At 70.5% G+C, this 13477-nt stretch carries 12 protein-coding genes and 1 pseudogene; 4 read left to right on the top strand and 9 right to left on the bottom strand.

Annotated elements, in window-relative coordinates; all coding sequences use genetic code 11:
* The first annotated feature begins 52 nt into the window (after positions 1-52).
* Positions 53-1384 carry a hypothetical protein gene (locus tag CG719_RS31385; RefSeq protein ID WP_376494317.1) on the top strand — a complete coding sequence of 444 codons (1332 nt, stop codon included), beginning with the start codon at positions 53-55 and terminating at the stop codon, positions 1382-1384.
* A 7-nt stretch (positions 1385-1391) separates the two neighbouring features.
* Here the strand turns inward: CG719_RS31385 and CG719_RS31380 are convergent, their stop codons facing one another.
* Positions 1392-2003: a YceI family protein gene (locus CG719_RS31380; protein WP_100572099.1), complete on the bottom strand. Its 612-nt coding sequence runs from the start codon at positions 2001-2003 to the stop codon at positions 1392-1394.
* Between the two features lie 269 nt (positions 2004-2272).
* On the opposite strand from CG719_RS31380, the gene CG719_RS31375 reads away from it, so the two are divergent.
* The 3 genes from CG719_RS31375 to CG719_RS31365 all read left to right on the top strand — a co-directional run bounded on the left by CG719_RS31375 (position 2273) and on the right by CG719_RS31365 (position 4909).
* Positions 2273-2797 (top strand): hypothetical protein, encoded by a 525-nt coding sequence (locus CG719_RS31375; protein ID WP_100572098.1) that lies wholly within the window; start codon positions 2273-2275, stop codon positions 2795-2797.
* Positions 2798-3070: 273 nt separating this feature from the next.
* Entirely contained in the window at positions 3071-4654 is a 1584-nt protein-coding gene (locus CG719_RS31370) for an acyl-CoA carboxylase subunit beta (RefSeq protein WP_100572097.1), read from the top strand.
* 57 nt (positions 4655-4711) lie between these two features.
* Positions 4712-4909: an acyl-CoA carboxylase epsilon subunit gene (locus CG719_RS31365; protein ID WP_100572096.1), complete on the top strand. Its 198-nt coding sequence runs from the start codon at positions 4712-4714 to the stop codon at positions 4907-4909.
* Positions 4910-5067: 158 nt separating this feature from the next.
* Here CG719_RS31365 and CG719_RS31360 read toward each other — a convergent pair whose 3' ends face one another.
* From CG719_RS31360 to CG719_RS36875, 8 genes and pseudogenes are all read right to left on the bottom strand, one after another.
* Complete coding sequence (locus tag CG719_RS31360; protein WP_100572095.1) at positions 5068-5649, bottom strand: GTP-binding protein; 582 nt, start codon at positions 5647-5649, stop codon at positions 5068-5070.
* Entirely contained in the window at positions 5630-6202 is a 573-nt protein-coding gene (locus tag CG719_RS31355; RefSeq protein ID WP_100572094.1) for a DUF742 domain-containing protein, read from the bottom strand. The genes CG719_RS31360 and CG719_RS31355 overlap by 20 nt, the downstream gene beginning before the upstream one ends.
* 96 nt (positions 6203-6298) lie before the next feature.
* Complete coding sequence (locus CG719_RS31350) at positions 6299-6712, bottom strand: roadblock/LC7 domain-containing protein (RefSeq protein WP_100572183.1); 414 nt, start codon at positions 6710-6712, stop codon at positions 6299-6301.
* 10 nt (positions 6713-6722) lie between these two features.
* Positions 6723-9986, bottom strand: coding sequence for a sensor histidine kinase (locus CG719_RS31345; protein WP_100572093.1), 3264 nt, complete (start codon positions 9984-9986; stop codon positions 6723-6725).
* Positions 9987-10391: 405 nt separating this feature from the next.
* The gene (locus CG719_RS31340; protein ID WP_100572092.1) at positions 10392-10967 is read right to left on the bottom strand and encodes a GTP-binding protein; all 576 of its coding nucleotides are present in this window, start codon (positions 10965-10967) and stop codon (positions 10392-10394) included.
* Positions 10948-11346, bottom strand: a complete 399-nt coding sequence (locus CG719_RS31335; protein ID WP_100572091.1) for a DUF742 domain-containing protein — start codon at positions 11344-11346, stop codon at positions 10948-10950. Before CG719_RS31335 ends, CG719_RS31340 begins: the two co-directional genes overlap by 20 nt.
* A 115-nt stretch (positions 11347-11461) precedes the next feature.
* Complete coding sequence (locus CG719_RS31330; protein WP_018544706.1) at positions 11462-11875, bottom strand: roadblock/LC7 domain-containing protein; 414 nt, start codon at positions 11873-11875, stop codon at positions 11462-11464.
* A 9-nt stretch (positions 11876-11884) separates the two neighbouring features.
* A pseudogene (locus tag CG719_RS36875) lies at positions 11885-13477 on the bottom strand (nitrate- and nitrite sensing domain-containing protein); the annotation flags it as partial.

The following is a 13477-nucleotide window of genomic DNA, read 5'->3' as shown; positions in this document are numbered from 1 at the left end:
CGCGGCGGAGGTCACGACGAGCGCGAGCACGACGCCCGCTGCCGCCGTGCCCATGGCGGCCCCGGTCGTGAACGTCCGGCCCGACGCGGTCGCGCTGCCGGGCGGTGTGCCGCGGGTCGCGGCGGTGACCAGTGTCTCCGCGATCGCCCAGGCGCTCCGCAGGAGTCCGGTCTACGTCGATCCGGCCGCGTCCGCACAGCTCTCGCGCGCCGACGCCGCCGCGCTCACCCGGCGGATCAAGGACGCCGGAAAACCCCTGTTCATCGCGGTACTGCCGGCGGACTACCCGACGCGGAACCTGTTCACCGAGCTGCGCACGGCCACCGGCATCACCGGCGCCTACGCCGTCCGCCTCGGCGACAGGTTCGACGCCCGCGCCGACTCCTCGGTGCTGTCGCGCACGGCCGTGGGCAACCTGGTCACCAGCGTCCAGGGGGAGAGCGCCAGGACCCAGCTCACCGACTTCACCGACCGTGCCCTGGCCGGCATGGGCGGCTCGGCGCCCCGCACCTGGGGTGACACCGGGCACCGCGGCACGGTCCCGAACACGGCGCTGATCACCGCCGCCGCGGTCCTGGTGGCGGGCGGCGTGGGAGCGTACGCCCTGGTCAGGCGCGGCAGGAGTCGCCGGGAGGCGGAGCAGCGGGCCGCGCTGGAGAAGCTGCGGGTCGTGGTCGACGAGGACATCACCGCCTTCGGCGAGGAGCTGGACCGCCTCGACTTCCATCCGGCGGAGGCCGGCGCGGACGACGCCATGCGCGCCGACTACGAGCGTGCGCTGGACGCCTACGAACAGGCCAAGCAGTACATGGCCGCCGCCGACAGGCCGGAGGATGTGCGGGCGGTGACCCAGGCCCTGGAGGACGGGCGGTTCTCGCTCGCCCAGCTCGCCGCGCGCCGCGAGGGCCGTCCGCTGCCCGAGCGCCGTCCGCCCTGCTTCTTCGACCCGCGCCACGGCCCGTCGGTCACCGACGCCACCTGGACGCCCCCGGGCGGCTCACCCCGCGAGGTCCCGGTGTGCGCGGCCGACCAGGTCCGCCTGGCCGACGGCCGGGACCCGCGTGTGCGCGAGGTCGACACCGAATGGGGCCGCCGCCCCTACTGGGACGCCGGCCCCGCGTACGGCCCCTGGGCGGGCGGCTACTTCGGCGGCGGCCTCCTGCCCGGCCTTCTGGTCGGCACGCTGCTCGGCAGCATGATGGCCACCCCGTCGTACGCGGCCGACTACGGCACCGGCTACGGCGACTTCGGCGCGTACGGCGGCCCCCAGGGCGGCGACCTGTCGGGCGCGGACTTCGACCCCGGTGACTTCAGCGGTGGCTTCGGCGACGGCGGGGGAGGCGACTTCGGTGGGGGAGGCGGTGACTTCGGGGGCGGGTTCTGAGCCCGGCTCAGGCGTTCTTGACGGCCGAGATGTCGAAGCTCAGCTTGATCTTGTCGGACACCAGGACACCGCCGGTCTCCAGGGCCGCGTTCCAGGTCAGGCCCCACTCCGAGCGCAGGATCTCGGCCTTGCCCTCGAAACCGACGCGCTCGTTGCCGAACGGGTCCTTCGCGGCGCCGTTGAACTCGAGGTCGATGGTGAGCGGCTTGGTGACACCGAGGATGGTCAGGTCACCGGTGATGCGGTAGTCGTCGCCGCCCAGGGCCTCCGCCTTGGTGGAGCGGAAGGTCATCTGCGGGAACTCCTCGGTCCTGAAGAAGTCCGCGCTCTTCAGGTGGCCGTCGCGGTCCGCGGAGCCCGTGTCGATGCTGTCCATCCTGACGTCGATGGACGCGGTAGAGGCGGCCGGGTCGGTGCCGTCCAGGTGCAGGGCACCGGTGAAGTCGTTGAACTTGCCCTTGACGTTCGTGACCATGGCGTGCCGCGCGACGAAGCCGAGCGTGGAGTGCGAGGGGTCGATCGTGTACTCGCCGGTGAGCGCGGCCAGAGCCGGGTTCACGGCGGCGGGGGCGGCGCTGGTGGTGCCGGTGGTGACGTTCTTGCGGCCGAAGATGCCCATGAGGTGCTCCTTGAGGACGGTGGGTTCGCTCGGTGCCGAGGCGGAGCGCCCAGTAAGTTGAAGATTCAACGAGGTGAACGGTTACGACCGTAGACCTATTCCGTTCGACTTTCAACATCATCCGGTACGTGTTCGCGGGATGGCGGACAGTAATCGCTTACGCCCTCTGGCGGACGCGCGTAGACCTCGGGCACTATCTCCCTGCACCACCTGCACCACCTGCACAGCCGCCCCACAGGACGCACGGCCGACAGCAGGAAGGTTCCCCCATGAAGATCACGAAGGTCGGCAAGCTCACCAAGGCCCGCGCCGCGGTCACCGCCCTCGCCCTCGTCGTCGCCCCCGGTGTCGCGGTCATCGGTACGGCCACCGAGGCCTCCGCCGCCACCAAGATCAGCCACGCCACCGCCACTCAGATGTTCCGCGACGTGGGCGTCACCTGGTCCTCCTCCGGCAACTGCTCGGACCGCAACGTCTCCACCTGTACGTCCTTCGACCAGCTCAACCTGGACACCGCGAAGGGGGCGCAGACCCTCAAGAAGGCCAGCGGCTGCGCCCTCAACATCACCGGCGGCACGGAGACCGGCCACGCCTCCGGCACCTACTCCCACTGGAACGGCTACAAACTCGACTACGGCAAGAACACCTGCGTGACCAACTACATCAAGAACTACTTCGCCTACATCGGCCTGCGCGGCGACGGCGCCCCCCAGTACCAGTCGGGCTCCGGCAACATCTACGCCGACGAGGGCAACCACTGGGACGTCCTGTACTACAACTGCGGCGGCTGCTGACCCGGCGCCGCCTACCCCGGACGGCGGCTACGCTCTGTGTGAGCCGCCGCCGTCCGGGTCTGCGCGTCACTCCAGTGAGGGCATGTGCCGCATCCGAATGTGAGCAGGCTCGCACGCCCTGACTTTGTGACATCTCCACAACGCGGAAGCCCTCTGAGCAGTTGGAAGGGCTGCAAGCCGCCAAGGTTCTGTTCAGTGGCACCAGGAAAACGGGTCGGAGACTGTACGGAGTCAACGGCCCGCTTTCCCAGGTGTCCTTCGTAAGGTCGCTACATGACCGTTTTGGAAGAGACGACGGGTGAGCCGGCGGACGCGCGCGGCCGGGTCGCCGAACTGCACGGGATCCGTGCGCAGGCGGTGGCGGGCCCCAGCGAGAAGGCGACCGCGGCACAGCACGCCAAGGGCAAGCTGACCGCGCGGGAGCGGATCGAACTGCTCCTGGACCCGGGCTCCTTCCAGGAGGTCGAGCAGCTGCGCCGGCACCGGGCGAGCGGATTCGGCCTCGAGGCCAAGAAGCCGTACACCGACGGTGTCATCACGGGCTGGGGCACGGTGGAGGGCAGGACGGTCTTCGTCTACGCCCACGACTTCCGCATCTTCGGCGGCGCGCTGGGCGAGGCCCACGCCACGAAGATCCACAAGATCATGGACATGGCCATCGCGGCCGGTGCCCCGCTGGTCTCCCTCAACGACGGCGCCGGCGCCCGCATCCAGGAGGGCGTCTCCGCCCTCGCCGGCTACGGCGGCATCTTCCAGCGCAACACCAAGGCCTCCGGGGTCATCCCGCAGATCAGCGTGATGCTGGGCCCGTGCGCCGGCGGCGCCGCCTACAGCCCGGCGCTCACGGACTTCGTGTTCATGGTCCGCGAGACCTCGCAGATGTTCATCACCGGCCCGGACGTGGTCAAGGCGGTCACCGGCGAGGAGATCACCCAGAACGGCCTGGGCGGCGCGGACGTGCACGCCGAGACCTCCGGTGTGTGCCACTTCGCCTACGACGACGAGGAGACGTGCATCGCCGAGGTGCGCTACCTCCTGTCCCTGCTCCCGCAGAACAACCGGGAGAACCCGCCGCGGGCGGAGTCGGCCGACCCGGTCGACCGCCGCTCCGACGTCCTGCTCGACCTGGTCCCGGCCGACGGCAACCGGCCCTACGACATGACCAAGGTCATCGAGGAGATCGTCGACGACGGCGAGTACCTGGAGATCCACGAGCGCTGGGCGCGGAACATCATCTGCGCGATGGCCCGCCTGGACGGCCAGGTCGTCGGCATCATCGCCAACCAGCCGCAGGTCCTGGCCGGTGTCCTGGACATCGAGGCCAGCGAGAAGGCCGCCCGCTTCGTACAGATGTGCGACGCCTTCAACATCCCGATCGTCACTCTTCTGGACGTACCCGGCTTCCTGCCCGGCGTCGACCAGGAGCACGGTGGAATCATCCGGCACGGCGCCAAGCTGCTCTACGCCTACTGCAACGCCACCGTGCCGAGGATCTCGCTGATCCTGCGCAAGGCGTACGGAGGTGCCTACATCGTCATGGACAGCCAGTCGATCGGCGCCGACCTCACCTACGCCTGGCCGACGAACGAGATCGCCGTGATGGGCGCCGAGGGCGCGGCCAACGTCATCTTCCGCCGCCAGATCGCCGGGGCCGAGGACCCCGAGGCCATGCGGCAGAAGATGGTCAAGGAGTACAAGGCCGAGCTGATGCACCCCTACTACGCCGCCGAGCGCGGCCTGGTCGACGACGTCATCGACCCGGCGGAAACCCGCGAGGTCCTGGCCAAGTCCCTGGCGATGCTGCACTCCAAGCACGCCGACCTGCCCTCCCGCAAGCACGGCAACCCCCCGCAGTAACCCAGCGGACGTGCCGCGGCCACCCCGCGGACCCCTCAGCCACGGAGACTGACACCCATGGACCACGTTGACATCCGCGTAGAGAAGGGCCACGCCGAGCCCGAGGAAGTGGCCGCCATCACGGCCCTTCTCCTGGCCCGCGCCGCGGCTCGCCCCGCCGACACGACCCCGGCCCACCGCGGCCGCCCCAAGGCCGGCTGGCGCCGCCTGGAGCGCGAGAACGGCTTCCGCGCCCCGCACAGCTGGCACGGCTAGGTTGACCGCCGGCCGGACCGGCCGCGTATGACGGAAGAGGGCCCCTCCCAGTGGGAGGGGCCCTCTTCCGTCGTCCTCGTGCCCGCCGGGCAGAAAGCAGGCGGCCCTTCCCTTGCGGGAGGGCCGCCTGCTCGTTCGTCCCGAGTACTGCCCGAGTGCTAGCGGAGCCGGGCCATGAGGGCGTGTTCCACCAGGGTGATGAGGGCGGATTTGGCGTCGGCGCGGTGGCGGGCGTCGGTGGTGATGATGGGGGCGTCGGGGCCGATCTGGAGGGCTTCGCGGACTTCGTCGGGGTTGTAGGGCTGCTGTCCGTCGAAGCCGTTGAGGGCGATGACGAAGGGCAGTCCGCTGTTCTCGAAGTAGTCGACGGCGGGGAAGCAGTCGGCGAGCCTGCGGGTGTCGACGAGGACGATGGCGCCGATGGCGCCGCGGACGAGGTCGTCCCACATGAACCAGAAGCGGTCCTGGCCGGGGGTGCCGAACAGGTAGAGGATCAGGTCCTGGTCGAGTGTGATGCGGCCGAAGTCCATGGCCACCGTGGTGGTGGTCTTGTCCCCGGTGTGGGTGAGGTCGTCGATGCCCGCCGAAGCGGACGTCATCACGGCCTCCGTGCGCAGCGGGTTGATCTCCGAGACGGCGCCGACGAACGTGGTTTTGCCCACGCCGAAGCCGCCCGCCACCACGATTTTCGCTGAGGTGGTGGAGCGGGAAGGACCGCCGCTAGAGCTTGCGAAGTCCACTGAGCACCCTTTCGAGCAGTGTCACGTCTGGCTGGCCACCGGCGTTCTCGTCGCCGCCGGGCTGATGGATGGCGACCAGGCCCGCCTCCGCCAAGTCGGCGACGAGGATCCTGGCCACGCCGAGAGGGATCGAAAGCAGGGCCGAGACCTCGGCCACCGATTTGATCTCGCGGCACAGATGGCAGATCCGCTGATGTTCGGGCAACTGGCCCTGCATCTGGTGCGGCTGCGCGGTGGTGTGCACCAGTGCCTCTATGGCGAGCTGGTACCGCGGCCTGGTGCGGCCGCCCGTCATGGCGTACGGGCGCACCAGGGGGTTGTTCGACGCCCCCGCGGGCGCCGGTTCAGGGGTGCGTGGCTGCGGCTGCACCGGCTGGATACGCGGCGCGGACGGCTGGTCGTACGGAGACGGACCAGGGCCCTGCGGCGTGTATGGCTGCCGGTGCTGGGGGGTGGAGGGAAAACCGTACCGGTTCGCCGAACCGTCGCCCGCGCCCTGTGCGGGGCCGTACGACCAGTTGCCCGAAGACGAACCGCCTGGGAGTGTTGCCACGTTCTCTCCTCCTCCGACTGTGCCGGGCCCCCACGGGGTGGGAGCCGCGTCCCGAAACCTTACGGCCCCGGGACGCCAAAAAGCACCGTCTGTCTGTTAGTTGAGAAGGCTCCCCTGGAGTTCCGCCCGGAGATCCGGCGTCAGGACAGTGCCCGCGCGGTCCACCAGAAGGGCCATCTCGTACCCGACGAGGCCGATGTCCGCATCGGGGTGTGCGAGAACCGCGAGCGACGAACCGTCGGAGATGGACATGATGAACATGAATCCCCGCTCCATCTCCACAACCGTCTGGTTCACGCTGCCGCCCTCGAAGATGCGCGAGGCACCGGCGGTCAGCGAGGTCAGACCGGAGGCAACGGCCGCGAGCTGGTCGGCGCGGTCGCGGGGGAAGCCTTCGGACATCGCCAGAAGGAGTCCGTCGGCGGAGACCACCACGGTGTGGGACACCCCAGGGGTGTTGTCCACGAAGTTGGTGATCAACCAGTTCAGGTTCTGTGCCGCCTGGCTCATCGGGCTCACACTAACGCTCCTGGTTGTAGGTGCTGTCAGGACCACTGGGTTCATTTCTTGTGGCCTGACCGTTCTTGTCAATTCCTGCACTGCGTCCTCGTTGGACGCCCTGGCGCAGGTTGCTCAGCCTGCCCCGGATGTCCTCGGGGGCGCGGGAGACCTGTGGGCCTCCCTGCGGGGTTGATTCCGCGGTGCCCTCGACCAGGTTGGCCTTGGGCACGCGCCGTGGCAGTCCGGAGGAGGTCACCCCGCCTGCCTTGGGCTTGCGAACCTGCGAAGCCTGCTGCCAGCGTTTGTCGTTCGCTGAATGCCAGCCGTCGCCGTCGCCCGCCGGAGTGCCGTTCGGAGCTTCCTGGTCCACGGGCCCCGCGCCGTTCGAACCGCTCGCGACGGGTCCCCGACGGGGCAGCCCGGCGTCGGTCAGCTCGTGGGCGGCGGAAGGGGCCGGTCCCGGACGGTCGAAGCCTACGCGGTCCGCCGCGCCCGCGTCAGCGGCCTGCGCGGATTCCGCTTCCGGAGCGTACTCGTCCGGGTGGCCGTTCTGGTACCCGGCCTGCTGCGGCCAGCCGTCCTGGTAGGACTGCTCCTGGAAGCCGGCGTACGTCTCCGGCGCCGCGGCGTGCGCGGACGTGTGCTCCTGCTGCCCGGCTTCCGCATAGCCGGGGCCGGGGTAGCCGCCGTTGGACGAGTAGGCATCGCCCTGCGGCAGGCCGGCGTCCGGCGCGTAGTACCCCTCGTCGTACGCCGGCCGGCCCTGCTCGTCGTAGGCCGCCTGCTGCTGGTCGTACGCCGTGTGCTGGGGTTCCTCGTACGGCGTCTGCTGGTCGTACCCGCCCTGCTCCGGGAAGGGAGCCTGGCCGGTGTCGTACAGCGGCTGCTGACCGGTGTGCTCGTCGGGGTACCCGGAGGGCTCGGCCGTCTCCGGGCCCGCCGTCCCGTCGTGCGTCTGGGCCTCCAGGGCGGCGCGGCGCTCCTCGCGCTTGAGGGAGCGGCCGACGGGGTCCAGTTCCCGGGAGTCGTCGGAGTCGTCGGTGTAGCGGCTGTCGTCGAAGCCGAGCTCCGCGGCGGTGCGCATCGGCTGGGAAGCGCCGAAGTCCTCGCCCTGCAACCCCTGCTCGGGGATGATCTGCGAGACGGTGAAGTCGTCGCGGTCCAGCGCCTGCTCGCCGCCACCGCCGTGGGTGATCGCGTCCGGCAGCATGACCAGCGAGGTGGTGCCGGCCTGCTCGCCGGAGGGGCGCAGCTGCACGCGGACGCCGTGCCGGTCGGCGAGGCGGCCGACCACGAACAGGCCCATGCGCTGGGAGATCGCCGCGTCCACGGTGGGCGGGTTGGCCAGCTTGTGGTTGATGTCCGCGAAGTCCTCGGCGGTCAGGCCGATGCCCTTGTCGTGGATCTCGATCATGACCCGGCCGTCGGGCAGCCGGGTCGCGGTGACCCGGACCTTGGTCTGCGGCGAGGAGAACGTGGTGGCGTTCTCCAGCAACTCGGCCAGCAGGTGCACGAGGTCGGTCACCGCGCGGCCGTGGATCTCGGCCTCGGGCACGCCGGACAGCTCGACGCGCTCGTACTGCTCCACCTCGGAGGAGGCGGCGCGCAGCACGTCGACCAGCGGGACCGGCTGGTCCCAGCGGCGGCCGGGCTCCTCGCCGGCGAGGACCAGGAGGTTCTCGCCGTTGCGGCGCATACGGGTCGCCAGGTGGTCCAGGCGGAAGAGGTTCTCCAGCTGGTCCGGGTCGGCCTCGTGGTTCTCCAGGTCGGTGATCAGGGTCAGCTGACCCTCGATCAGCGACTGGTTGCGTCGCGAGAGGTTGGTGAAGATCGCGTTGATGTTGCCCCGCAGCAGGGCCTGTTCGGAGGCGAGCCGGACGGCCTCGCGGTGCACCTGGTCGAAGGCGCGGGCGACTTCGCCGATCTCGTCGGTCGAGGTGATCGGGATCGGCGCGACCCGGGTGTCGACACGGCCGGGGTCGGTGCGCGAGAGCTGGTCGACCAGCATCGGCAGGCGCTGCTCGGCGATACCGAAGGCGGCGTTGCGCAGCCGGCGCATGGAGCGGCTCATCTGGCGGGCCACCAGACCGGCCAGGATGAACGCTGCGAGCAGGGCGACCACGACGATCGCACCGGTGATGAACGTGGACTTCTTGGCGTTGTCGGCGATCGCGGCGGCCTCGTTCACCGCGGTGTCGGCCATGTCCGACTCGATCTGGCGGTAGGCGTCGAACTTGAGGGTGTTGACGGCCCACCAGTTCTCGGGCGTGATGCCCTGCTGCGCCAGGGCCGTGCGCGCCGCCGGGTCCGTGCTGCTCAGCGTGGCCAGCGCGGTGACCATCTGGGTCGGGTCCTGGGGCGGGGCCACGTAGTTCGGGTCCTTGGCCTTGGCCTGCTCGGCCATCGCCGCGGCCTTGTCCTGGATCTCCTTCTTCAGCGCGTCCAGCTTGTCCGCGTCCTCCTGGGTGCCACCGCCGATGTACTCCTCGACGGCGATGCCCTCCAGGTAGGCGTAGGACGACAGGGCGACGCGCTGGCCGGCCAGGTCCGTGGCGTCCGGGCCGGGCTTGATCAGCAGGTGCATGCCGAGCGAGCGCTCCAGGGACAGCGCGGCCTTGGTCAGCGAGATGGCGTAGACGGTACGGCCGTAGGAGGTGATGTTGCCGGTGCCCAGGCCGAGTTCGTTGGCGAACTCCATCAGCGGGTGGGCGACCTTGACGTAGGCCTCCTCGGTCTGCGCGCCGGGCAGCTTGGAGGTGAACGCCGCGGCCCGCAGCTTCTGCAGCTCGGGCTCGGTGTCGCGGAACAGCTTGAGCCGGCGCTCAAGACCGGCCTTGTGCGGCATGGACTGCGCGGCTTCGTTGAAGACGCCGGCCGCCTTGTCGGTCTGCCGGCGGGCCTCGGTGACGTCCGGGTCGTCCTGGCCCTTGCCCTGGAGCAGGGGGGCCGCGCTGACATCGCGCTCGTGGTAGAGGGCGTCGGCGTAGCCCAGCGAGGCCTGCACCAGGCGGGCGGTGTGCTCGGCGTCCTGGGCGTCCTGCCAGGTGTTGATGGAGCTGTTGACCTGGAAGCCGCCCATGACGAGGCCGACCAGTACGGGCAGGAGCAGGATCGCGTTCAGCCGGGTCCGCACCCGCCAGTTGCGCGGGGAGAAGCGGCCGCCGCTCGCGATGGCCGCTGCCGTCGGTTGCGAACCGGGCACGTGCGCGGGCGCCGCAGCACGCGGCGGCGGGGTGAAATTGCCCCGGGCCGACGGCTCGGGGCCGTTCTTGCTTCGCCTCACTCGACCAACAACCTCTCGGCGGGTCGGCACCTAGGTCGTGCCGCTGTGTCTCAGAACCTTGTCCGCCATCGACGGACCACTACCGGTGAGTACGTCTGTGGCCATGGGGTAGTTCAGGCATTCCAGCACGTCGACATGCGCACTTCCAAACAGCGGAAACGGGTGGTCCCGCGTGACGCACGTCCCACATAAAACGGTCATAAACAACTAGCCGCCGCAAAAGTCCGGGGGGTTGTGCGCACAGCGGCATCGCATGTGCGCGACGCGTGGCCATACCACGCGATTCCTCTGCCGAAACGTTATGAACACCGGGGCCGACCGTGTCAATGGACCCGGCCGGCCCCGGTGTGTCTACGACAACTGCCGTATGGCGCTCTCGACTTGGGGGCTGTATTTGCTCCCCTGTTACCGCAACCGGGCCATGAGGGCGTGTTCCACCAGGGTGATGAGGGCGGATTTGGCGTCGGCGCGGTGGCGGGCGTCGGTGGTGATGATGGGGGCGTCGGGGCCGATCTGGAGGGCTTCGCGGACTTCGTCGGGGTTGTAGGGCTGCTGTCCGTCGAAGCCGTTGAGGGCGATGACGAAGGGCAGTCCGCTGTTCTCGAAGTAGTCGACGGCGGGGAAGCAGTCGGCGAGCCTGCGGGTGTCGACGAGGACGATGGCGCCGATGGCGCCGCGGACGAGGTCGTCCCACATGAACCAGAAGCGGTCCTGGCCGGGGGTGCCGAACAGGTAGAGGATCAGGTCCTGGTCGAGTGTGATGCGGCCGAAGTCCATGGCCACCGTGGTGGTGGTCTTGTCCCCGGTGTGGGTGAGGTCGTCGATGCCCGCCGAAGCGGACGTCATCACGGCCTCCGTGCGCAGCGGGTTGATCTCCGAGACGGCGCCGACGAACGTGGTTTTGCCCACGCCGAAGCCGCCCGCCACCACGATCTTGGCGGAGGTGGTCGCCCGACCGCCGTCAGAGCTTGCGAAGTCCACTGAGCACCCTTTCGAGCAGCGTCACAGCCGGTGCGCCACCGTTGTTCTCGTCCCCGCCCGGCTGGTGGATGGCCACCAGGCCGGCCTCAGCAAGGTCCGCGACAAGGATCCTGGCCACACCGAGCGGCATGGACAGGAGCGCCGAGACCTCCGCCACGGATTTCACCTCGCGGCACAGATGGCAGATCCGCTGGTGCTCCGGGAGCAGTCCCATCAGCGCTGCCGGGTCGGCCGTGGTGCTGATCAGCGCCTCGATGGCGAGCTGGTAGCGCGGCCGGGTCCGGCCGCCGGTCATCGCATAGGGACGTACCAGCGGCTGGTCGCCCTCATCCCCGTACGGCTCAGCGTACGGATCATGAGAGGCGGGGGGCGGGGTCATGAATCCTCCGGGCGGGCGGGACAGCAAGTCGGTCAGTCAAGCCGTCTGACGGGGCCGGTGGGGGGATTGTGGCGGCCGGACGGTGATTTGGTGAGTTGGATGGTGCCGGAGCCGGTCAGTGCAGCAGACTGCCCTGTAGTTCGGCGCGCAGATCTGGCGTCAGGACCGCCCCCGCGCGGTCGACGAGCAGCGCCATCTCGTAGCCGACGAGGCCGATGTCGCACTCGGGGTGGGCCAGGACCGCCAGGGACGACCCGTCCGACACGGACATCAGGAAGAGGAAGCCGCGCTCCATCTCGACGACCGTCTGCGACACACTGCCGCCCTCGAAGATCCGGGAGGCCCCGGCGGTCAGCGAGGTGAGACCCGAGGCCACGGCCGCGAGCTGGTCGGCGCGGTCCCGGGGGAAACCTTCGGACATCGCCAGTAGGAGTCCGTCGGCGGACACCACGACGGTGTGGGACACCCCGGGGGTGTTGTCCACGAAGTTGGTGATCAACCAGTTGAGGTTCTGTGCCGCCTGGCTCATCGGGCTCAACTAACGCTCCTGCTGGTGAGTGGGGCTGGGGAAACTGCCCGTCTGACCGTTACCGGCCTGACGGCCCTGTGCGATGCCCCGACGGAGATTGGTCAGCCGGCCGCGTACGTCGTCAGGCGCACGCGAGACCTGCGGACCGCTCTGGTGCTGTTGCTGCTGAGCCGTGCCCGGGACGAGATTGGCCCGGGGCACCCGGCGCGGCAGGCCGGAGGTGGTGACTCCGCCCGCAGCCGGCTGCCTGACACGTTCGGCCTGCCGTACGAGTTCGTCGTTCGGCGAGGTGCGCCAGGCGGAGGCGGCGGGACGCTGAGGGGCCGCAGGAGTCTGCGGCTGTTGCGGCTGCGGCCGCTGCGGCTGTTGCGGCTGCTGCTGCTGGGGAGCGGCCGGAGCGGGAGCCGCTTCGCCGCCCTGCTGCTGCCGCTGTTCACCGTGGAACCAGTTGGTCTCCAGGGTGTCGAACAGCGGCGTACGGCCGTCGCCGGGACCCGGGGCCGGCGGCAGGGCCCAGGCGTCGTCCGGCCGCTGCTGCGGGGCGCCCTGGTTGCCCGGCTCCGGGCGGGCGGGGCGCTGCTGCGGCCGCTGGGCGGCCGGGCCGCGCAGCCCGCCGAAGTCGGCGGGACCACCCGGGTGGGCGTTCCGGCCGGGTGCGGCGTTGTCGTGACCGGGCTGTGCGAACTGGCCGGTGGAGCCGTTGTCGTGACCCGGCTGTGCGAACTGGCCCGTGGAACCGTTGTCGTACTGCTGCTGTGCGGCGAACTGCCCGGTGGAGCTGTTGTCGTAGCCCTGCTGTGCGGGGAACTGGCCCGTGTTGCCGTGGTCGTAGCCCTGCTGGGCCGCGAACTGGCCGGTGGAGCCGTTGTCGTACTGCTGCTGTGCGGGGAACTGGCCCGTGTTGCCGTGGTCGTAGCCCTGCTGGGCCGCGAACCGGCCCGTGTCGGCCGGGTTGTGCTGCCCGGACTGACCGTAGACGTCCGAGCGGACGAACTGGCCCGTGTTCTGGGAGCCGTCCGTGCCCTGCTGCGGCGCGTCGAAGTCGGGGCGGGGGAACGCCGAGGTGTCCGCGGCGGAGCCCGGGCCCTGCCGGTCGTCGAAGCGGGGTATCTCGGCCGTCGCGCCGGGTCCCTGCCGGTCGTCGATCCGCGGCATCTGCGAGGTCTGCTCCGGGCCCTGCTCGTCGTGGCCGCGCGGTGCGTCCAGAGCGGCCCGGTGCTGAGCGTTCTCGTCGGCCCAACCCTGCGTACGGGACGGCCCGTTGCCGCCCGGCAGCTCGGCACGCGGGCCGCCGCGCGGCGGCAGCTGCGGCTGCCGGCCGGGCTCGCCGCCGTTACCGCGCTGCGGGGGAACACCGCCGCGCGCGCCGCCGAAGCCCTGCGACTGCTGCTGGGCACCCGGGTGCCGGCCGTCGCCGAAGCCCTGCTGACCGCCCGCGCCGGGACCCTGCTGGCCCTGCGGCCCGCCGGGCGCCTGGCCGAAGGCGCCCGCCATGCCCGACGCGCCCGGACGGCCCTGCTGCGGCTGCCCCGGACCCTGCTGTCCGCGCGCTCCGCCCTGGCGGCCGGCGCCGGGCAGCGCGGCCCGCGGGCCCTGGCGGCC

Origin of the sequence: Streptomyces sp. CB01373, from assembly GCF_002803075.1 — a bacterium.
Classification (GTDB): domain Bacteria; phylum Actinomycetota; class Actinomycetes; order Streptomycetales; family Streptomycetaceae; genus Streptomyces.
The sequence above is the reverse complement of the archived record's forward strand: the minus strand, read 5'-3'. Positions and strand labels throughout refer to the sequence as shown.